The organism is Sodalis glossinidius str. 'morsitans' (genome assembly GCF_000010085.1).
Taxonomy (GTDB): Bacteria; Pseudomonadota; Gammaproteobacteria; order Enterobacterales; family Enterobacteriaceae; genus Sodalis; species Sodalis glossinidius.
Genome location: NC_007712.1, coordinates 2,666,850 through 2,686,901, shown reverse-complemented (window position 1 = coordinate 2,686,901; position 20,052 = coordinate 2,666,850). Strand labels below are relative to the sequence as shown.

At 58.1% G+C, this 20,052-nt stretch carries 11 protein-coding genes and 16 pseudogenes; 14 read left to right on the top strand and 13 right to left on the bottom strand.

Features of this window, described 5'->3' with window-relative positions:
- Positions 1-30: 30 nt before the first annotated feature.
- Positions 31-1,721, bottom strand: a pseudogene (locus SGP1_RS14250) (DEAD/DEAH box helicase); the annotation flags it as partial.
- Positions 1,722-1,988: 267 nt separating this feature from the next.
- On the opposite strand from SGP1_RS14250, the gene rsuA reads away from it, so the two are divergent.
- The 3 genes and pseudogenes from rsuA to SGP1_RS14235 all read left to right on the top strand — a co-directional run.
- The gene (gene rsuA / locus SGP1_RS14245) at positions 1,989-2,696 is read left to right on the top strand and encodes a 16S rRNA pseudouridine(516) synthase RsuA (protein WP_011411390.1); all 708 of its coding nucleotides are present in this window, start codon (positions 1,989-1,991) and stop codon (positions 2,694-2,696) included.
- A 100-nt stretch (positions 2,697-2,796) separates the two neighbouring features.
- Positions 2,797-3,963 carry a Bcr/CflA family multidrug efflux MFS transporter gene (locus SGP1_RS14240; RefSeq protein WP_243466288.1) on the top strand — a complete coding sequence of 389 codons (1,167 nt, stop codon included), beginning with the start codon at positions 2,797-2,799 and terminating at the stop codon, positions 3,961-3,963.
- Between the two features lie 168 nt (positions 3,964-4,131).
- A pseudogene (locus SGP1_RS14235) lies at positions 4,132-4,506 on the top strand (FTR1 family protein); the annotation flags it as partial.
- A 96-nt stretch (positions 4,507-4,602) separates the two neighbouring features.
- On the opposite strand, the pseudogene SGP1_RS27750 reads toward SGP1_RS14235, so the two are convergent.
- Together SGP1_RS27750 and SGP1_RS33810 are read right to left on the bottom strand one after the other, a co-directional pair.
- A pseudogene (locus tag SGP1_RS27750) lies at positions 4,603-4,819 on the bottom strand (ogr/Delta-like zinc finger family protein).
- Between the two features lie 83 nt (positions 4,820-4,902).
- A pseudogene (locus tag SGP1_RS33810) lies at positions 4,903-5,896 on the bottom strand (phage late control D family protein).
- Between the two features lie 155 nt (positions 5,897-6,051).
- Here SGP1_RS33810 and SGP1_RS14225 point away from each other — a divergent pair.
- The 9 genes and pseudogenes from SGP1_RS14225 to SGP1_RS31455 all read left to right on the top strand — a co-directional run.
- Positions 6,052-6,828 (top strand): annotated as a pseudogene (locus SGP1_RS14225) (phage tail sheath subtilisin-like domain-containing protein).
- Positions 6,829-6,831: 3 nt separating this feature from the next.
- Complete coding sequence (locus SGP1_RS14215; protein ID WP_011411388.1) at positions 6,832-7,347, top strand: phage major tail tube protein; 516 nt, start codon at positions 6,832-6,834, stop codon at positions 7,345-7,347.
- A 47-nt stretch (positions 7,348-7,394) separates the two neighbouring features.
- A complete protein-coding gene (locus SGP1_RS14210) occupies positions 7,395-7,712 on the top strand; it encodes a tail protein (RefSeq protein WP_011411387.1) in 318 nt (105 codons plus the stop codon).
- A 20-nt stretch (positions 7,713-7,732) separates the two neighbouring features.
- Positions 7,733-7,872: pseudogene (locus SGP1_RS33805) on the top strand (GpE family phage tail protein).
- Between the two features lie 185 nt (positions 7,873-8,057).
- Positions 8,058-8,297, top strand: coding sequence for a hypothetical protein (locus SGP1_RS31480; RefSeq protein ID WP_166506707.1), 240 nt, complete (start codon positions 8,058-8,060; stop codon positions 8,295-8,297).
- A 102-nt stretch (positions 8,298-8,399) separates the two neighbouring features.
- Positions 8,400-9,459, top strand: a pseudogene (locus tag SGP1_RS36560) (phage tail tape measure protein).
- 20 nt (positions 9,460-9,479) lie between these two features.
- Complete coding sequence (locus SGP1_RS31465; protein ID WP_166506705.1) at positions 9,480-9,980, top strand: hypothetical protein; 501 nt, start codon at positions 9,480-9,482, stop codon at positions 9,978-9,980.
- A 109-nt stretch (positions 9,981-10,089) separates the two neighbouring features.
- Entirely contained in the window at positions 10,090-10,605 is a 516-nt protein-coding gene (locus SGP1_RS31460) for a hypothetical protein (RefSeq protein WP_166506704.1), read from the top strand.
- 13 nt (positions 10,606-10,618) lie between these two features.
- Positions 10,619-10,900, top strand: a pseudogene (locus tag SGP1_RS31455) (phage tail protein); the annotation flags it as partial.
- Here SGP1_RS31455 and SGP1_RS14185 read toward each other — a convergent pair.
- From SGP1_RS14185 to SGP1_RS33790, 8 genes and pseudogenes are all read right to left on the bottom strand, one after another.
- Positions 10,862-11,449 (bottom strand): annotated as a pseudogene (locus tag SGP1_RS14185) (DNA adenine methylase). The pseudogenes SGP1_RS31455 and SGP1_RS14185 sit on opposite strands and share 39 nt — an antisense overlap.
- Complete coding sequence (locus SGP1_RS14180) at positions 11,436-11,873, bottom strand: tail fiber assembly protein (RefSeq protein WP_011411385.1); 438 nt, start codon at positions 11,871-11,873, stop codon at positions 11,436-11,438. Before SGP1_RS14180 ends, SGP1_RS14185 begins: the two are co-directional and overlap by 14 nt.
- A gap of 60 nt (positions 11,874-11,933) precedes the next feature.
- A pseudogene (locus SGP1_RS27725) lies at positions 11,934-12,176 on the bottom strand (phage tail protein); the annotation flags it as partial.
- A gap of 49 nt (positions 12,177-12,225) precedes the next feature.
- A pseudogene (locus SGP1_RS27720) lies at positions 12,226-12,679 on the bottom strand (phage tail protein I).
- Complete coding sequence (locus tag SGP1_RS14170) at positions 12,672-13,571, bottom strand: baseplate assembly protein (protein ID WP_011411384.1); 900 nt, start codon at positions 13,569-13,571, stop codon at positions 12,672-12,674. The pseudogene SGP1_RS27720 and the gene SGP1_RS14170 overlap by 8 nt, the downstream one beginning before the upstream one ends.
- A 197-nt stretch (positions 13,572-13,768) precedes the next feature.
- Positions 13,769-14,337, bottom strand: a pseudogene (locus SGP1_RS14165) (phage baseplate assembly protein V).
- Positions 14,334-14,959, bottom strand: a pseudogene (locus SGP1_RS27715) (phage virion morphogenesis protein). Before SGP1_RS27715 ends, SGP1_RS14165 begins: the two co-directional pseudogenes overlap by 4 nt.
- A gap of 252 nt (positions 14,960-15,211) precedes the next feature.
- Positions 15,212-16,275, bottom strand: a pseudogene (locus tag SGP1_RS33790) (GPO family capsid scaffolding protein).
- Between the two features lie 158 nt (positions 16,276-16,433).
- Between SGP1_RS33790 and SGP1_RS33785 the strand changes: the two are divergent.
- A pseudogene (locus tag SGP1_RS33785) lies at positions 16,434-18,193 on the top strand (terminase large subunit domain-containing protein).
- 79 nt (positions 18,194-18,272) lie between these two features.
- Positions 18,273-18,936: pseudogene (locus tag SGP1_RS33780) on the top strand (phage portal protein); the annotation flags it as partial.
- 398 nt (positions 18,937-19,334) lie between these two features.
- On the opposite strand, the gene SGP1_RS14120 reads toward SGP1_RS33780, so the two are convergent.
- On the bottom strand, positions 19,335-19,718 hold the full coding sequence (locus SGP1_RS14120) for a type II toxin-antitoxin system death-on-curing family toxin (protein ID WP_011411382.1): 384 nt from the start codon (positions 19,716-19,718) through the stop codon (positions 19,335-19,337).
- A complete protein-coding gene (locus SGP1_RS14115; protein WP_041867580.1) occupies positions 19,715-19,936 on the bottom strand; it encodes a type II toxin-antitoxin system Phd/YefM family antitoxin in 222 nt (73 codons plus the stop codon). The genes SGP1_RS14120 and SGP1_RS14115 overlap by 4 nt, the downstream gene beginning before the upstream one ends.
- Positions 19,937-20,052: the final 116 nt, after the last annotated feature.

Sequence of the window (20,052 nt, the reverse complement as noted above, 5' to 3'; positions counted from 1 at the left end):
TACCGGCGCGGAGCAAACGAAACCCGGTTAGCCGCGTAAGCGGGAAACCACAAAATCCGGCGCCCGTAACTTGTCCGCTGCCGCTTCGATGTCCTTCGCCCGCCCCAAGGTAAACGCCACCCCCGGGGGGGGGCGCAGGTGCAACGGCAGAAACCGAAGCGCAAACAGCCGCCGCTGCGCTGGCGTGTGCAGGCGGTAGAGCTCGCCGACGTCGGCGCCGTCCTCGTCATAATAGGTAACCTGCAGCCATTCCCCCTTATCATCCTGACCCGCGCGCAGTGACATGCCGCTACAACGCAGCACTAGCGCATCCTTCAGCCGTAGCGCCGCCTTGAGCATATCATCAGGGTCGAGCAGAATCCGCTGGCAATGGTGGCAGTGACGGGCGGCGATGTCGTTCTGTGCGCCACAGTCGGCGCACAGTTTGAAGCAAAAGCGGTAATCGCATTGCTGGCGCTCGCCCCGTTCGTCTTCATGCCAGCCCTGGCAACGACGGCCGTAATGCTCAATCACCTCGCCATCGCTCGTCGTTTTGCCCCAAAATAGATTGGCGAAACCGCAGGCGGGACAGAAAACCTGTACCTGCTGGCTCTGCCCGTCCGGTTTATGTCTGCCCGACTTCCGGCGAGTAGAGATCGTGTCCGTTGCCGGCATAATCCAGGATGAGACATGCAGTTTTGCCGGGATAAAGCCGCAACCCGCGGCCGACGATCTGCTGGTACAGGCTCACCGAGGCCGTCGAGAGCAAGATGGCGATAACGTCAACATGGGGCGCGTCGAAACCGGTGGGTAAGGACCGCGACGTTGACTAGGTAATGCAGGCGCTGCGCGCGGAAGGTGGCAATCAACCTGTCGCGCTCCACGGCCGGGGTCGCGGTGCTGACGAGTGCCGCCTGATCCGACGGCAGCAGGCCGAGAATTTCGCCAGCGTGCTCAACGGTGGCGGCAAAGATCATCACGCCCCGTCTGGCGGCGCCGTAATCACGGATTTGCGCGACAATCAGCGGTGTGATGCGCCGCTGGCGCTGCAATTCACCGTTAAGCGCTTTTTCCGGGTAGTCGCCCAGCGCGTTGGGAAGAAGGCGGCTGAAATCATAATGGCGCACCGGCATATTCAACCTCTCAGGCGGCACCAGATAGCGGTGCTTCACCATGTAATGTAGCGGCAGTTCAAAAATGCAGTCGCGAAAAAAGCAGCTCTCATCGCAGCGCACCATGCCGTGGTAATGAAAATGATATATCCATCCCTTTCCCAGCCGGTAAGGTGTTGCGGTAAGGCCGAGAATGCGCAGCCCGGGCGTGACATCGCGCAGATGGCGGAGCACTTGCTGATATTGGCTGTCGTCGTCATCGCCCAGGTGGTGGCACTCATCAATGATCAGCAGCGAAAACGGGGTGGTAAAGGCTGAAAGATTGCGCGCTACCGACTGTACGCTGCCAAACACCACTTTGCCGGCGCTGTCGCGCAACTTCAGGCCGGCGGCGAAGATGGTCGCTTCCAGTACCAGGGCGCGGTATTTCTGTTCATTTTGCGCCACCAGCTCTTTCACGTGCGCCAGCACCAGAACACGGCCGCGCGCCAGGCGGGCCAGCTCGGCGATGACAAGGCTTTTGCCGGCGCCGGTTGGCAAAACGATAAGCGCCGGCGTGCTGTGACGGCGGAAATGATCGACGGTGGCCGTCACCGCTTCACGTTGATAGGGGCGCAGCGTCAATGCCATCAGCGCCGCACCCTCGCCAGTGGGAAAAAATCGGGGAAAATAGTCGTGATAATGGCTGTCTTCATAATGAATTAGGATGGATGCTAATAATTCAAGTGGATGCCTGCTAGGCGCGGCGGGTAAGCCCCGGTATACTCGTCGTATAAACAGCAACGGCTGTTCAACCTGCGCGATCCGCTGACGTTTCCTTTTCAGCCGTGGCGGTTTCCCTCTGCGGAAGCGCCGACGTTGCCAGGCGCTCCCAAGATTACAGGCAAAACAACGTTAATGCGACTGGACAAATTTCTCTCTCAACAGCTGGGCGTCAGCCGGGCCTTGGTGGCGCGCGAGCTGCGCGCCAAACGTGTCACCGTGGACGGCGAGATTATCAAACAAGGGGCGTTCCAACTGCGGCCCGAACATCAGGTGCGCTTTGACGGCAACCTCCTGCACCAGATTCTGACCGCGCGCTATTTCATGCTGAATAAGCCCCAAGGCTATGTGTGCTCAACGGACGACCCCGATCATCCCACGATCCTGTATTTCATCGACGAACCGGTACCGGACAAGCTTCATGCCGCCGGCCGGTTGGACATTGATACCACGGGTCTGGTGCTGTTGACCGATGACGGGCAATGGTCGTACCGGCTGACCTCGCCGCGCCATCACTGCGAAAAGGACTATTTAGTGACGCTGGAGCAGCCGTTGGCTGCGGAGATCACCGCGCAATTCGCCGCCGGCATCCTGCTGCGCGGCGAGAAATTGCCGACCCGTCCGGCCCGCCTGGCAACGCTTTCGCCCCTAAAGGTGCGTCTGACCATCAGCGAAGGCCGCTATCACCAGGTAAAACGTATGTTCGCCGCCGTCGGTAATCGGGTGGTGGCGCTGCATCGCGAGCGCATCGGCGCCATCGTGCTGGATGCGCATCTCCAGCCGGGAGAATACCGCGCGCTGACCGCCGGGGAAGTTGCCGGCGCGGGTCTGCTGGTAAATTAAGCCAATAATACATCTCATCAGTTTGTTGAAAGGAGTATGGAGAGTGCATCCCGAACGTAAAAAGCATGTCGGTATCGTGGTAATACTGGGACTGTTGTCCATGTTGATGCCACTGGCTATCGATATGTACCTGCCCGCGCTACCGATTATCGCGACGGAATACGGTGTGAGCGCCGGCAGCGTGCAGATGACGCTGAGCGCTTATGTCCTGGGTTTCGCCATTGGCCAGCTGTTTTACGGGCCGATGGCCGACTGTCTTGGTCGCAAGCCGGTTATCATGTTCGGGACCTTCTGCTTCGCGCTGGCCGCGGCCGCGTGCGCGCTGTCGCAATCCGTGGAGATGCTGATTTATATGCGCCTGCTGCACGGTCTGGCCGCCGCCGCCGCAAGCGTGGTGATCAATGCGCTGATGCGCGATATGTTCACTAAAGATGACTTCTCGCGCATGATGTCTTTCGTGGTGTTGGTGATGACCGTAGCGCCCTTACTGGCGCCGATCATCGGTGGCGGCCTGCTGGTTTTGTTAAGCTGGCATGCCATATTCTGGACCATCGGCCTGGCGGCGCTGGTCGCGACCGGACTGGTACTGGTGTTTATTCGCGAAACGCTGCCGCGCGAGCGGCGACAAAAGTTCCGTCTTAGCACCACCATCGGCAATTTCGGTTCGCTGTTTCGTCACAAACGCGTCTTTAGCTACATGTTGGCCAGCGGTTTCTCCTTTGCCGGCATGTTTTCGTTTCTCAGCGCCGGGCCGTTTGTCTATATCGACCTCAACGACGTATCGCCGCAGAACTTCGGCTATTATTTTGCGCTCAATGTCGTATTTTTGTTTATCCTGACGTTGATTAACAGCCGTTTTGTCGCGCGCTTCGCGGCGCAAAGCATGTTTCGGCTCGGTCTGACGATTCAATTTTCCACCTGTCTATGGATGATAGTGGTGCTGACGCTGCATTTAGGCTTCATTCCGCTGGTGGTGGGTGTCGCGCTGTTTGTGGGATGTGTTGCCATGGTGACCTCGAACGGGATGGCGGTGATCCTGGAAGATTTTCCGCATATGGCGGGTACAGCCTCGTCGCTGGCGGGTACGCTGCGTTTCGGCGTCGGCGCGATTATCGGCGCGCTATTGTCGCTGTCGACGTTTAACAGCGCCTGGCCGATGGTGCTGTCCATGGCCATTTGCAGCAGCGTTGCGCTGCTTTTGTATCTGTATGCCAGCCGTCCGCGCAAGGGCAAAGCCGCGGGCCGTGCCGGAAGACTCGAGCGCTAGGCCCGGCTGATTCGCCGCCGCGCCAGACTGATGTATGCGCTAAACCCGGCTGCGCGGCAGGGGCGCCGGGCGGCCTTGGGGATCATGTTGTGAAATGTCGCATCCGCACCGGGTTGGGAGGGCGCAAGCCCGGGCAACCCCTACCTGCGTCGGAAAAACATGCGCGTTATGCCCGGCGCATCCTCTCCTTACTCTCAATCGCTGCATGCTGGCTTCGTGATTGTTAGCCTCATCACGGGTTATCTGAAAAAAACCGGACGCGGTCAATGGCTGAAAAGGGTGTGGCTCGGCGCTATTACCACAGCGCTATTATGCCTGGCATTGGGGCTGGCGATTAACGCCACCACCGGTGAATTTCCGCAAAAAGAACAAGAGTTGTTCGAGGGCATCGTAGCGGTTATCGCAGTCGCCGTATTGACCTGGATGGTGATGTGGATGCGCAAAATGTCCCGATCGGTAAAAAATCAGCTGGAAATGGCGGTAGATCAGGCGTTGGCGCAATCCCGGCGTCAGGGCTGGGCACTGACCGGGATGGTGTTGTTTTTTCTATATTAATGCATTGAAATAAAAGGATTTATTTCTGCCAGTGTCCAATCAATGACCATATCGACCAAAAGGCCCCGGTTTTCGGGGCTTTTTTTATAGGGACAGATTAAGTTGCTTTCTACCGTAATGGGAGGAGGGAAAGGTGTCACGGGGAATAAAATCAGCGGGCAGGGGCCTTGCGGCTGTGCGTTTCGTGATTTCCCGCTCAAACGTATTCATCGTCGTGAATGAACGGCTGCATTCCAGGTTCTGACACTGGTGATATTGTCGGATCGTCTCTGAGTGAACGACTGGTGCGGGTGCGGGCCATTGCCTTGCAAAAGGGACATCTGAATATGATAAGCGTTCCACCTGGAAGTTGAACATCGTTTCATTTTAATCCGTTTTCGCTATTCATTCAGGTATTTTCGCCTCCAGATCGAGGCGGATCGTAAAGCCGTTATTGTCAATTACGTGCTCTGCCCGCGATATAATCCAGTCCTGATGATCAATATCGGCCTTGAAGCCGTTGACGGTCACGGCATCTCCGGGTAAAGCTCCGCCCGGCCTCGCGCCAGAGTGAGGGAGAACGCCGCTGCGCCCCGTTGAAGTTGCTGCCACTTTGCGGCGGCGGCTGTCCGACGCGCGTTGACGCTGACTTTTTTCTTTTTGCCAAAATTCAGATCCAGCCAGTAGGTCCGCACGCCGGTATAGGCATCCCGATCCGCGATGCGAAAACGGTGTCGGTCGCCACTCATGCGCGTAATGCTGGCGGAAGGCAGCGCCTTACCGGACGCACTGACGCCGCCGCCCGGCAGAATAAACAGCAGCCAGCCGTTTTTTATCGTGGCTATCGCGTCCAACATGTCCGCCATGCGGGTCAGAAACGACATATCGCTTTCCTGTGTCTGGTCGGCATGGTCTATTTCAATGTCCATCAGCCTGTCGCTGATCTGCGCTTTCAGGCCGTAGCGATGCGCGATAGCGGAGACCACGCGTTCAACGGTCACGTCATGCCAGGAGACTTCCCTCTTGACGTTCAGCTCATCACGAAAATCAGCGCTGCGGGCGGTAATGCCTATCGTATCCGGCGGCCCTTCGTGGGACACCTCATCAACGGTATAGCGCCCCTTGGCTCCCCCAGCCAGCCTATAGATACGGCAAGCTCAACCCCTCTCGGCGGCAGCACCAGGCGTCCGTCGCTATCGTCAACGGAAAGCGTTAACTGGTCAGCGTCAAACCCCCGGTTATCCGTCAGCGATAACGACATGATCCGTTCATCCAGTTGCGTCAGTACCCGGTCGCCCAAGGTAATCGAGAACCCGGGACTTTTTATCGCCTCGGTCAATGCGTCGTTATACTCGCCCACCACGTTGTTGAGTGTCGTTTTCAGATCTGAAAGCGCCATAATGTTCCGCGTTTTGGGCGAAGGAGATCCCACGCGCGCGGACGCGGCAACATCTGTTTTTGTTGTCGCCGCGCGGCCAGACCGGGAATAACGTGAGTGGGCAGCAAACATGGGCGATGATCACCCCTAACCCAATAACTGTAATGGCGGTACACATGTCTGAGTCTCGCTTTCATGGTGTACACGTTTGGGAAAATACCGATCTGGTGACAGCCATCAATGATATTGAATCCAGTGTCATTGGTATGGTCGCCGTGGTGGATGATGCCGACGCGAACACCCCCGTATTGCTGACGCGGGTCAATAACGTGCTGGGCAAGGCCGGCTCGCTGTACAAAACGCTCAAGGCCATTGCCGACCACTCCGCCTATGCGTGCGGCCTGCGTGCCCTTATCGACAATCAGCAGGGGTGGCATAAATCATTGTCCAACGTGGGGGTCAGTCATGTACTGGGGATCTTGCATGACGTGTTCTGGTCGCTTCAGGCGGAAGAAAGCGATGCCAATGCCCTGAACAACAAGGACATTACCACGCTTATCAAGCGTAACGGATTCCGCTTCTGGGGAAACCGCACTACCGACACCAACGCCTCTATTTTCGAGGGGTATACCCGCACGGCGCAAATTCTCGCGGACACGATTGCTGAGGCGCAGTTTGAAGCCGTTGACGGGCCGCTAACGCCGACCAACGTCAAGGATGTGGCCAGCGGCATTCACGGCAAACTGAGCGCCCTGGTGACACAGTAGCGGCTGATTGGTGCCACATGCTAGGGTTTGATCATTCTGGATAACCCGACAACCGCGCTACGGCAGGGAGAGGTGCGTATCCGATACAACTACACGCCGGTGCCGCCGCTGGAAAACATGACGCTATACCAGACGTTCACGGATGACTATTTTGGTCCGGCGTTCTCTTCGCTGGGAGGAGCATAACCCATGGCTATTCCACATAAACTGCATCAGCTCACCTGCTTTGTGAACGGTAACAACTGCATCGGCAAGGTCACATCGGTAACGCTGCCAAAGCTGACGCGCAAAACGGAAGATTTCCAGGCGGGTGGCATGATGGGATCTGTCGCCGTGGATCTGGAGTTTGATAGCGGTGCGCTAGACACCACCATGGTGATGGGCGGTCTGGAAAAAGACGGCCTGTTAATGTACTACAGCAAGATCGACGAAACCCGCTTTCGCTTTGCCGGGGCCTATTACACCAACTACAGCGACATGCTGGTTGAGGTTGAGCTACGCGGGCGCATCACCGAAATAGACGGTGGCGAAAGCAAGATGGGGGAAGACACCTCCATCAGTTACGCCATGAAAAACACCTATTACAAGCTCTCCATTGATGAGAAGCCGATCTTTGAGTTTGATTTTCTGAATTTCATCTACAAGAAAGACGGCAAAAACCTCTACCCGGACCGCATCATCTCAGCCCTGGGCATGGGGAGCTGAGGCCATTCACACAGGGCGGCGAAGGCCGCCGCACGGAGCAGACGACAATGAGCAAAAAAAACCACCAGGCCATGACGCTGGCGACCCCCATTATTCGCGGCAATGACACCATTACGGCCGTCACGATCACCGATGATATCAAACAGGCAGGGTCGCTGCGCGGGCTGAGGCTGGTCAACGTGTTGAACCTCGACACGGACGCCATCACCACACTGCTGGAGCGCGTCACGTCTCCCCATTTCAAGACCAAAGAAAGCGCCGAAATGGACACCCGTGATTTCGTCGGCCTCTCGGAGGAGCTGATGCCTTTTTTGACGCCGCCGGGGCATGGCGAATCGAGCGAGGCGGAGACGGAAAACCCGTAACGCTATTACAGTTTGACCAGATCGACGATCTGGTCGCTGATATTGCCGTTGTTTTTAACTGGCCTCCCTCTGAAATCTTCAGCATGGCACTGGCCGAGGTCATAGCCTGGCGTGAGCGGGCGGCTGTTCCAGTGGAGCTGGTGACGGTGAAAAGCCTTAATATCCGCGTCGCGTTCAGCGCGATAGTATAAACTGATCCGCCCGGTCAATGCAGCCCGCCAGCGTGCGTGCGGCCTGTCTGAGTCCCTTAAAAAACGCAGTTCGCCATCAAGGGACTGGAGAGCCAGTCCCGGACGTTCAACCGTCTGCGCGACAGCGCGCAAAACCTCCCGCAATATTGACGACGTGCGTCGGACACTTGACGGCCTGAGCCAGGCGCAGCAGGCAGGCACACGGCTTACCGACAAACAGCGCGAGCATATGGCGCAACTGGCTGCCCGACTAGAGCGTCTCAACGCCACACGCACCCAGGAAATGGTGACGCTGCGCGCCGCCTCCCAGGCACTCAAAAGCCACGGCGTATCGCTACTCGGCGGCAACCGAACCCTTGAGAGCGCCATACGCCGCATGGCGCAGTATAACTAGACGCTGGAGCGCGAGTGGCGGCAGTTGGCCGCGGTTACGCAAGCGCGCGCCCGCTATGACCGCTTGCAACAAACTGCGGGCAGGTTGCGCGGCGGCGGCACGATGGCGGTAGCCGGGGCAGCGGCGGCAGGCTATGCCGGGGGACGATTTTTAGCGCCCGCAGTGGGGTTTGATGCCCAGATGTCGCGCGTTCAGGCGCTGACCCAGCTGGATAAAGACGACGCGCAGCTGGCGGCCCTGCGCGCGCAGACTAAAAAGCTGGGCGCGGAAACGGCGTTTACGACCCGCGACGCGGCCAGCGGTCAGGCATTTCTGGCGATGGCGGGGTTTACGCCGCAGGCCATTCAAGCGGCTTTGCCAGGCGTGCTGAATATGGCGTTGGCCGGAGGCATGGATCTCGGCGAAACGGCGGATATCGGCTCTAGTGTGTTTTCCCAGTTCAGCCTGTCGGCAAGCGAAATGGATCGCATCAGTGACGTGTTGACCGGTGCCTTTACCCGCACCAACACCGACTTGCGCAGCATGGGCGAGGCGATGACCTATGCCGGGGTGGGTATGTCAACGCTCGGGGTCAGTGTTGAAGAAGGTGCGGCGATGGTTGGCGTGCTCGCCAATCAGGGCTTGCGGGGCAGCATGGCGGGCACGGGCTTGCGCGCAACGTTTTCCAGGTTGGCGGCGCCGGTGGGCCGCGCCAAGGGATCACTGAAGGCGCTGGGGGTCTCGATTGCCGACGCCACAGAAAATGCGCCCGGCAGAGGCGGTATTAACCGATCTCTACAACGCCACCAAAAAATACGGGGCGACCGACCAGATCGCCTTTTTCAAGGATATTGCCGGGGAAGAAGAAGCAAACACCCTCCAGACGCTGGTTCAGGCCGCCGGGAGTGGTGCCCTGCAAAAGCTGATTGGCGAACTGAAAAATGTCCAGGGAGAAGCCAATAAAGCCGCCAAGGTGATGGCCAATAACCTCGGCGGCGATCTGAAAAACCTGGAAAGCGCCTGGGAAGGTTTGCGTATCCAGATTGAAGAAACCACTGATGGCCCCCTGCGCCGCCTGACGCAACGCGCCAGCAACGTGATCACCGCCATCAGCGGCTGGGCGGTGCCTCGGGTGGGGCAATGGCGTGTGTCAGCGAATGGCGAGGCGTCTTTTCCTCCCTGACCGCTGGTGCAGGAAGGTTGATGGCGCTGCTAGCCCCCCTGAAAAGCCTGCTGCTGGCCGTCTTTATGTCCCCTTCTGCGGAGCTTGGCGCGCTCACCAGGGGCATCGGTGGACTGGCATTGCGCCTGACGGGATTACCAGCACTGTGGAGTATCATCATCGCCGCCATCTCCGGACTGGGCGCGGCGCTCTCCTTTCTGCTGAGTCCGATTGCCCTTATTGGAGCGGCATTTGTGGCAGCTGGCGTACTTATCTGGAAATACTGGGCGCCTATCAAAGTCTTTTTCGCCGGGGTGCTTGACGGCATCATGGCGAAGCTTGCTCCCTTGCGCGACACCTTCACGCCATTCCGCCCGCTATTTGATGCTATAGGCGTGGGGATAGGCCGGGTTTTTGACGGGTTCAAGACATTGCTCTCCCCGATGGAATCCAGCAGGGACACACTGGATAAGTGCGCCGGTGCCGGTGAAACGTTCGGCAAGGTGCTAGGGGCACCCTGCAATTACTGCTATTGCCGTTAACGACCCTGATGAAGGAGGTCGGCTGGATACTGGAAAAGCTCGGCCTCATCCCTGCCGGCCTTGAGGCTGCGCGCCTCAAAGCGGAGAGCCTGCAGAAAGCGCCCGTGATGTGGGAGTGGGATCCGCAACAAAAAAAGATGGTGTGCAAGGGGTGGAACTGGTCACCCAAAGCCGCGCCGTTTGTGGGGCTGCCGGCCCCTCACCGCTGGGGGGCGAGAGTGGCACACAGCGCCGCTTACAGAAGATCGCCGATAATACGGGGGGACTGCTGGAGGAGATCAAAAAGCGTATTGGCCCCGGCGATATCATCTTTAAAAACCTGCCGCGCGCACTGGCTGTTCGCGGCGAATGGCAGGGGGAGCGCCTGGCCAGCACACTACACACCCGCCCGGCGGTGATTACCGCATCACTGCCTGTCACGCAGGCAGAAATGCCGCTGGCAAGGCGTCGTCTCCATCCGATGGCCGTTGCGAGCAGTGGCTTTTCCGGGGAAATCCATGTTCATCTGCACGGTGTCGATCGGCAGGATGCACGTGACATTGGCCGGATTGCTGCCGATGCGGTAAATGCCGAGCTGGCGCGGCGCGAACAATTCAGCCGCAGCAGTTTTAAAGACAGAGACTAGAGGAGGCAGGATCATGATGATGGTATACGGCATGTTTGTCTTTGAACTGAAAACGTTGCCCTACCAGCAGTTACGGCACTCGCTGAACTGGCGACACGTCAAAAATGATCGCATTAACCGCTCGGCAAAATGGCAATACATTGGTGCCGGTGAAACGCAGCTCAATCTTGACGGGGTGCTTTACCCTGAAATTACGGGGGAAGACGTCTCGCTTGCTGCACTGGCGACGCAAGCCTATACCGGGCGCCCCTGGCCGTTAATCAACGGCATAGGTCAGATATATGGTATTTTTCTGGGGGAGTCCGGTGAACACCTCACGCATCTCGGGAATATCATTGACCGAAATCAGCATATTCCCCTGAAGGGTTCGGGCTATTTGTGCGATGTTCTCATACTCCTCAAACGGAAATGTCACTCCGTAACCCTGTGTATGCCAATAGATATAAGGGCGGGTCGAGGTAGAAAAGCGTATGGGGGCGGTCGTACTTTTCAATGCAAGCCTGCCAGCCCAGATGTTCAATGGTGGCGTCTGAGAGCCGCAGGTGCGCCTGTGATAGCTGCTCTTCCAGGCGCAGCAGATTGAAGCGCTGAATGCCCATTTAAACTGGCGCATAAATTCTTCCAGATGCACTTTCACCACCCGGTAGAGATTCATCAGCTCGCCGTTAATGTCGTTTAGCACTTCCACCTTAGAGGGCGGCTTGCTGAAGAACAGCGAGGCACCGCCGCAGAAAGGTTCGACATAGCACTGGTGCGCCGGGAAGTGGGGCAAAATCTGTTTTATCAGGCGACGCTTACCGCCGACCCAGGGAATCATCGGCGAGGACACGTTATGCTTCCTCATCCGGCGGTGTCGGCCAGTCGATATCCGGCGCGGTGCTGATATCAACGCGGTTAAGAAACACGCGGTATTTTTTCCATGCCCGCAGCGCGGCTTTTTCTGCTTCCGTTGCCATGTTGAGGTCTACTGCGTCTTGTAATGGCTCAATGATGCGTCCGGCGTCATCCAGCTGGCTCTTTTTCGTGAGCGCTACGCTTCGTTTGGCATCTTCCGGCGTGGGCGGCGGCGCATCCACCCAACACGGATAGCCGTTGGCGTCGCCGCCACGCAGCTTTCCGGGTGGGGGATTTTGAAATTTAATGAAAATTTCCTCTCCTACCTCAACGCTGTCTTCAGGCCATGAGCCGGCATCGATGTAGCCCTGCTTGCGATTCAGGGGATAAAATGCGCCGGTCGTGCCGCTAAAGACATATCTTTCATCGTTCATTATCATTACCTGAAACATTAATAGCCGATGGCCACATAGCGAAAACCTGAATCAGCATTCTTATTTGACCAGACTTTCATGGTGGATTGGGTATAGGCACCAAACGGATATCTGCGCTGTTCTGGTCTTTCGCCAGCTTTTCGGGCAGTTGGCTACCGCTATCAGGGTGCCGTCTTTGTCAAACAGGCCCATTTCCCTTATCCACCATCCGCCCTCATTTTCCGGGATAACCTGCTCGGTAATGATCTGGCTGCCGTTAAGCGGGTCAACGCTCAGTTGATTGAGGGCCGCGCGGCGGCGTTCGCCAGCCGCGCCGCACCCTAGTGGGTCAGGATGCCAAAAAATTTGATGCTCATGATGTGATGCTCACGGTCAGGATATCGCCATCATAGCTGCCGACGGCGACCGGAAGTTGGCCGTTAACGTCGAGATTGACCGACAGCTCGGTCATGTGGCGGCTGACGGGCTTGGCGTCCGCAATCAGGCACTCCAGCTCCTGGTACATGGCCTCGGTAATGCCGTTTTCCAGTACGCCCACATCCAGTCGGAAGGTGCCCGGTGCCTCGCCGGTTTGCCACCATTCAATCACGCGATAGCCCAGTGGCTCTAGCGCGCTTCAGGGCGGTGATGGTGCCCTTTTGCCGGTGGATCTGCCAGGCGGCTTTAATCACCTGCCGCCTGATAGCCTCCGGCCAGTTTTTATCCCAACGGTCAACAGACAGCGCCCAGGCAAGGTGAGGCAGTAGCGCCGCCGGACACGTATCCGCGTCCCATAACTGACGCAGTTCAACGGGAATATCACTGATCCGTGCCCCCTATGTTGATGGTGAAGGCGGTGCAGCGCGCCGCCTGTGTATCGTCAATCACGATTTCTTCATCGGCAGGGGTCAGGACTTCCACGCGCTGTACACCCTGCATATGTAACGCGGCCATAATGGCGGAGCGGGCCACATGACGGCCAATTTTTCCCTGCTGTGCCAGCCACGCCTTAAGCGACGCCTGCGCAGCGGCTTGAATGGGCTCAGATTCCGGTCCGGGGTAACAATGCAGACGCGCCTCAATCTGATAAGTGACGATGCTGGCCGACTGCACCGTCAGGCGATCGCCAAGGGGGCGTTTATCTTCAGCGGATAAGGCGCGCGTCACACTCGCCAGGAGCGACGCGTCAGCGGTACCGTCCCCTTCCGTCGAGAGTACGGAAAGCACCACCACCGCAGGGGATGGGCTGGTCGCTTTCGCATCGGCCACCTTGCCGCTGGCGCTTTTGGCAAAGTATTCGTAGGCACCCGATGGCCTGGCAACACTCAGCCCATCAAAGGTCGCTTGCGCCCGCAGGCGCAGTGCGGTGTCGCTTTCCATCACGGCGGGGTCGGTCTGCGTTGCGGGCGTTACCACCAGACGCCGAGTGTTCAGGTTAGCCGCCAGGTTATCCAGATCGGCATCCACCGCATGACTTAACATACAGGCCGCCGCACCGTCATTGATCTGCTGCTCAAGCAGCATCACGCGGTAAGCCACCACCTGGGCGCTCACGTTCAGCGGCTCGGATTCCAGCGCCAGCGACGCCGCGACAGACGCCTGCTGCGCCTTCGGAAAGGCCGCGATCATGAAAACCTTGATGTCATGAAGAATGCGTTCAAATGCCGGTATGGCAATGATGTGTGGCGGCGGTAACTGAGACAGGTCAACGGTTGACATGGCGGCCACTCCTGAGCGCCAGCGCGTGATGTCGTTTTCCGGCTCATCGAGCAAATCAGGCAGCAGGCTGCCGTAGTCCCGGCGCATCACACGGCTGGCCAACGGCGTGGTCAGCACATCACGAACGGCCTGCCACAGGTGGTCGGCATCGGTAAGCAACCCAGTGCTGTCCGGGTTCATGCCGGTATAGCGAACGGTCATGTCGGCCCCCCGGTGTTGCCGGCGCCGCCCTGCACATGCGTATGCAGCGTCACCCCGTGAGAGGACAGCGCGCTGTCAGAATGCACAATGTCGCCTTTCATTGTGCCGCCTGCCGTCAGTTCAAACGTGCGCGCCTTCAGATGCGCCGTGCATTCCACCACGGCCGTTTCGAGCGTTACGCGGGTCTCGGCGACGATGTGTGCGGTTTTCATGCCCTGCGCGTGCAGCGCGCCGGCGTCAGCGTCATAGCTAAAACGCGCACCATCTGGCGCGGTCAATATGATGTACTTCAGGCTGCTACCCGGAGCCGGGTGATCGCGGCTATATAGGCTGCCGATAATGACCGCTGTTTCAGTATTGCCGCCCAGGCACCCCAACCAGACCTGCTCACCCATGCAAGGCGGTGCCCAGAGCGTGAACGCGCCCGCGCGCAGGGTGCTCCAGCGTAACCAGTCGGTCAGCAGATCGCCGCTTTGCACGTGTACACGGGCGCTTTTTTCATCTACTGCACCACCACGCCGACACGAAGCAGGTTTTCCAGCAGACGGATCAGTTCAGCGTTCACCGTGCTAACCTCCCCAGGCTGTTAATCACCTGCCCGGTGATGTGTTGTTCATCTGCTGACGTGAAGCCCAGCAGTTCACACACCGGATAGTGCGTGAAAGTGCCTGGCCCAACCTGGTCACGCTGGCCGAACTGATGCACACGGGCGATACGTGCGGCCATCCCATCAAAGCCCCCGCTAGCCCCCCCCGGCATCGGCGCGCATCCTGAGAAAGCGATAACGACGCAACCGTTGAAACAGGGGCGCCTTCTTTGTGGTACTGCGGCGTACCGACTGAGTGTTAATCGCGATGTAGCGCTCAATATCGCGGCGGTAAAAGGTGCGGATATCGTTGCGATCTTCATCAAAGCCGGTAATGGTGCGCCCGTATTGGCCCCGCGCGCCGTGCCCGTTCTTCAGGCGCCGGATCTCCCCCTGCCAGACAAACACCACCCCTTGCTGGGCGCGCAGCACCTTGCGGCGGCGAGCCATCGGGATTTTTCTGGGCTTTGATGCGCTGCTGCTGACTGCGCCGCAAGGACTGGCCGATGGAGCGTGTGGTGCGCGTCTGGCCGGATGGCGAGGCGGCGTTCAGGATGTCGCGAAAAATACCGTCCAGCGTACGCAAACGATCGTCGCTCATGCAGTCGCCTCCCGCGATGCGTCTTCAAAGAGGTCACCCCAGCCGCTTTGCCTGACGTGAAGGCGTGGACGCGGCTCAGGCAGATGCTCGGCACGGGGAATGCCGTGTCATCCAGCGTCACCTTCACGCGCTCGCTTATCGGCATCTCAAACAGAATATCTGCGGTGTCGTCTTTATTAATCAGCGGAGTAAAGGCTATCTGCCGCTTTTTCTCCGGGTTACTGTATTTGCCTTCTTCTACCACCTTGTTGGTCATGTCGCGCGTAGAAATGGTGACATCACGCACTGCGGTGCCTTCTGGCGGCTGATCTGCTGATTGATCCGCGACTGAAAATCGGCATGCCCCGCCCACGCATCCAGCTGGGGATAGCCAATGGCGGTGTCATAGTTCACCTGGTCGCAGCGGTAGCACTGTGCTTCCAGATCATGCACGGTGGCCGGGTTACGGCGGTGGGTACCGTCATTGGTGCTGTTGGTGCGGGCAATCGGGCCGGTGGTGCTGATGAGCACTTTTTCGCCTTCCTGCTCTTTTACCCCGATCACGTTGATTTTTTGCAGCAGATCACTGCTCAACATCTGGGCGTTTTCCAGACGCTGCTGGACGGCCGGATCGACCGCAAAGCGCTTTTCCAGCGCGGCCACGCGGTCAACCAGATCGGCGTGAGACTGAGCAACCTGCTCAACGGCATCGCGCACCTGGCTGAACTGCGCCGTGTCGCTGTGCCGGCCTGCGCTAATCATCGCCATAATGCGGCCAAACCACTGCTTGCCCTCATCACTGCGCCGTTCTGCCAGTTCGATGAATTCCGCCTCGATGGCATCGGTAAACAGCGGCGTGTCGCCCAGCTGGTTATAAAGGTCATCACCTGCGCCCGCTGCTGCGCGGCAAAATTCAGGCGCTCGGTACCCAGACTCGCCGGGGTGTCCGTCATCGCCAGCCCGACCACATCCGCCTTGCCGTTAAGGGCAAACTGTGGATGCAGCTCAATGCTAGAATAGATTTTTTTGCCCTCCTCGGTGAGCTGTTTCATGTGCTTGGAGGGGGCGATTTCAGCATAAAGGGCGGTACGTCCCGCGAGCGGCCCTTCGCTTATCTCTTCGGTACTTAACGCCGTCACATCCTCCATGGCTTCGAAATCGCTGCCGGGGACCGGCGAAAGGTAGTGTTCCACGTTGACGCGGGCACCATAGACGTCCGGGCTGTAATGGGCGGCGGCGTCACGGAGGTGATCAGGTCTGATTTCTCGCCCGTCAACGGTGCCCCCGGAGACGGCGACGCGGAATTTTTTGCGAGCGGATTTAGAGGCGCTGGCCATGTCGGTATTCCTGTTAAGTGATGTGCTGTCTGCCAATGATGGCAAGCGTTGAATGCCGCCTCAATGCGGCGTTGTTGTCGGAGACGGGCCAGACCTGAAAGGGGGCGCCAGCGCCCGCGTGTGCGCGGTAATCTGCCTGTCATGAACGGGGAGGACCGATGATACAGGACGCTTTTATACGCCAGCGGGCAAAACAACTTTACTGGCAGGGTTATCCGCCGGCGGCAATATCGCGCCTGATGGGCATCAATCAAAACACCCTTTACGCCTGGAAAAAACGCGACGCATGGGATAACGCGTCGCCTGTCCAGCGTGTGCGCCAGTCCATTGACGCCCGCCTTGTCCAGCTGACGGGCAAGCAGGATAAAACCGGCGGAGATTTCAAGGAAATTGACCTGTTGACACGGCAACTGAAAAAACTGTCGGACGGACCACGGGCAGAGGCTGAAGCCGCCAAAAAGCCCCGCCAGCGCAAGCTGAAAAACCACTTCAGCGAGGCGCATATTACTGCGCTGCGGGTCAACATCATGGACTCGCTCGCCCCACACCAGCGGACCTAGCTTGATTCCCTTGAGGTGTGTCGGCAAGAAGACTGTCGCAACCGCATAATACTGAAGTCACGCCAGATCGGCGCGACCTGGTATTTCGTGCAGGAAGCCCTGCTGCGGGCACTGGAGACCGAGGTGACACACCCCTGGCAACGCCGATTTTTTTGTCAGCTTCGCGGCGTCAGGCGTACCAGTTCAAAAACACGATCCAGAAAGCGGCGCAGGCGGTGGACGTTGACCTGAAAGGGGGGGACTGCATCATCCTCTCGAACGGGGCCGCGAGCTGTTCTGGGGACGTCGGCGGCGACGGCGCAGTCGTACACGGGCCACCTCTATTTTGATGAATTTTTCTGGGTCAGCAACTTTACCAACCTGCGCAAGGTGGCGGCAGCCATGGCAACGCTAACAGGATTGACGCGCACCTATTTTTCCACGCCGTCAGCCGAAACACACGAGGCTTACCTGTTCTGGACCGGCGAACGCTGGAACGCGAAGCGCCCCAGGGCGCAGCGCAAGGCCTTCGATGTGTCGTGGAAGGCGCTCAATAGCGGGTTAGTTTGCCCGGACAAAACCTGGCGCCAGATTGTTACTCTGAAGGACGTTATTGATCGCGGCTGGGAATATACCCGTCTTGCCAACATCCAGGAGGAAAACAGCGAGGATGAATTTCGCAATCTTTACCTGTGCGAGTTCGTCCGCGATGGCGAATCCGCCTTTAATTTTAACGCGTTGATAAGCAGCGGGACGGACGGCTACGACGAGTGGCCAGACTGGAAGCCGTTCGCCTCACGCCCCATGGGCAACCGCCCGGTATGGCTGGGCTACGATGCCAATGGCAGCAGTGGCAACGGCGATAGCGGTGCGGTATCCGTGGTGGTGCCGCCCCTGGTGGCCGGCGGCAAGTTCCGCACGGTGGAAACGGAGCAGGTGCGCGGGCTGGAGTTTGAAGCGAAGGCAAAGGTTATCGAAAACTTCACCCTCAAGTATCACGTACAGCATATTGACGTGACGTGACGTGACGTGACGTGACGGGCGGCAACGGCGAGGCCGTTTACCAGCTAGTGAAGACATTCTTTCCGATGGCGATGCCCTACACCCTGTCGCTGTCGTCCAAGTGCGCCCTGGTGCTGAAGATGTTGCAGATTATACGCGCTGGGCGCTGGGAGTATGATCGCAGTGAGCGCGCCCTGGTTAACGCCTTTAATGCCGTGCGCAAGGTAAAAACGCCGGGCGGGTTTATCACCTATGACACCGATCGCGCGCGCGGCGTGAGTCATGGCGATCTGGCCTGGGCCACCATGCTGGCCATTATTAACGAACCGCTGGGCCAGGAAAAAGGCGACGGCGGTGGATTCGCCATAGAGTTCTGATGAAGAAAAACAGAAAAAAAATTCGCCGACCACAGGCAGACATCCTAATCTCGCCGGCGCGCTAAAAAGGGATCCCGCATTGAGCGCTTTTAGTTTTGACGGCCCTTATCTGGCGGAAGATTACGATCTGCTGGATAACATGGCTTGCGCGGACAATGGCCGGTATTACGAGACGCCCATTGACTGGGGCGGACTAGCGAAGGCATCCCGGCAGACATCATGGCATCAGTCAGCGCTGTACTTCAAGCGTAACGTGTTGACGGGCTGCTTTATGCCCCATCCTTTACTGTCCCGCCAAACCTTCTCCGCACTGGCGCTGGACTGGTTCGTTTTCGGGAATGTTTACCTGGAACTGCGACGCAATCAACTCGGCAGCCCCCTGACGTTACGGCATGCCCCCCGCCCGCTATGTCCGGCGTGGTAACGATCTGGATACCTACTGGCTCGTTCGGCAATGGCAGGACGAGCACCTTTTCAGAACAGGCAGCGTTTGCCATGTGCTGAATCCCGATATCAGCCAGGAGATTTACGGCATGCCGGAATACCTGGGGGCGTTACTCTCCGCCAGCCTGTCCCACTCGGCGGATAGGTTTCGCAAGCTCTATTACGACAACGGCTCCCATGCCGGGTGCATTATCTACGTGGGTGCCACCCAGGTTGACCTTGAAAGTATGGCGGTCGTGAAAAAAACGCTGGCGGACTCTCGGGGAAAGGGCGCATTCAAAAACTTGCTGATACATTCCCTTGCCGCGCTGCCCGGCGCGGCCTATCACAGAGCATCCCCCGTCACTGACGACCTGTGCATCACTACCCGCTATCACTGCCTGAGCGCCATGCTGACGGGCGCAACGCGACACCCTTTTACCTCCCACACCAGCCTCATAGACTCACAGGGGGCCGCCAGACGGCGAATAATGGCGCGTCAACGCATGGCCTCAGGCACCCCGTTTTGCGGGCTGCCCCTCGTCACCTGCGCGCAAGCAACGCTTCGTTTTTTGTGCAGAGGCCGATCCCGGCCCAGCCCGCGCCCGCACGGGGCGAAAAGGGGAAAAATCGCAGTAAAAAAATCGTGCAAAATTGTGCAACAGAGAAAGAAGGCATGGAATGAAGAAAAGCCGCACTCAAAAGGCAGCTTCCCAGATCAGTGGGGATTGATGGATAGTCGGCGCAAAACAGCAGCAACATCACCGCTGCTTACTGAACCCATCGCTGCAGATACCGTCAGTTCTTCCAGTTCGTCACCTTCATCACGGACATCAATGCCATTGCGCTTTAAAAAAGCCATCGCAACGAAAAAGGCGGTTCGCTTATTGCCGTCATTGAAGATATGGCCACGCGAAATAGCGACAAGATACATCGCAGAGAGTTCGTGAATATCCTCAGTGCCTTCATAGTACAGCTGGTTCTGAACACGATAAATGATCGCCTCTGCTCTTCCCGGTTCTGGCATCCTCTGCACGCCCGGCAAAGCTGCAAGTAGGCGATCATGAAACGCTATCACCTCCTGGGCGCTGATCCATTTCATCTGTCGGCCAGCGCCTTAATAGTGCAACCGTGCCGCCCCATAATTTCGGCAAATTCAGCATCCAGCTTTGTTTCCTGCCACGTGTTGAAATCATCGCGGCTGATAAGTACGGCGGCAGAGCCATCGCGGCGGGTTATTTCTACAGGCTCACCAGCCGTAGCCGCTTCCATTACCTCTGCAATATTTTGCCGGGCCTGAGATGTGGTATAGGTCCGCATATAACCTCCTTTGATGTACTCCTTAAATGTACAATATAAGCGTACAACACGCAACATCATCGCCAGAGCCTGACCCATTTCCATTGAGCGCCACGTTGTGGCGCTAGCGGACTTTT

Coding starts and splice junctions, on each gene's coding strand:
- SGP1_RS14170 (WP_011411384.1), bottom strand. CDS start 13,571: ATGTCAACCGTTGACCTGTCTCAGTTACCGCCGCCACACATCATTGCC.
- SGP1_RS31465 (WP_166506705.1), top strand. CDS start 9,480: ATGGCGCTGCTAGCCCCCCTGAAAAGCCTGCTGCTGGCCGTCTTTATG.
- rsuA (WP_011411390.1), top strand. CDS start 1,989: ATGCGACTGGACAAATTTCTCTCTCAACAGCTGGGCGTCAGCCGGGCC.
- SGP1_RS14240 (WP_243466288.1), top strand. CDS start 2,797: ATGTTGATGCCACTGGCTATCGATATGTACCTGCCCGCGCTACCGATT.
- SGP1_RS14115 (WP_041867580.1), bottom strand. CDS start 19,936: ATGCGGACCTATACCACATCTCAGGCCCGGCAAAATATTGCAGAGGTA.
- SGP1_RS14210 (WP_011411387.1), top strand. CDS start 7,395: ATGAGCAAAAAAAACCACCAGGCCATGACGCTGGCGACCCCCATTATT.
- SGP1_RS14215 (WP_011411388.1), top strand. CDS start 6,832: ATGGCTATTCCACATAAACTGCATCAGCTCACCTGCTTTGTGAACGGT.
- SGP1_RS14180 (WP_011411385.1), bottom strand. CDS start 11,873: ATGAACGATGAAAGATATGTCTTTAGCGGCACGACCGGCGCATTTTAT.
- SGP1_RS14120 (WP_011411382.1), bottom strand. CDS start 19,718: ATGAAATGGATCAGCGCCCAGGAGGTGATAGCGTTTCATGATCGCCTA.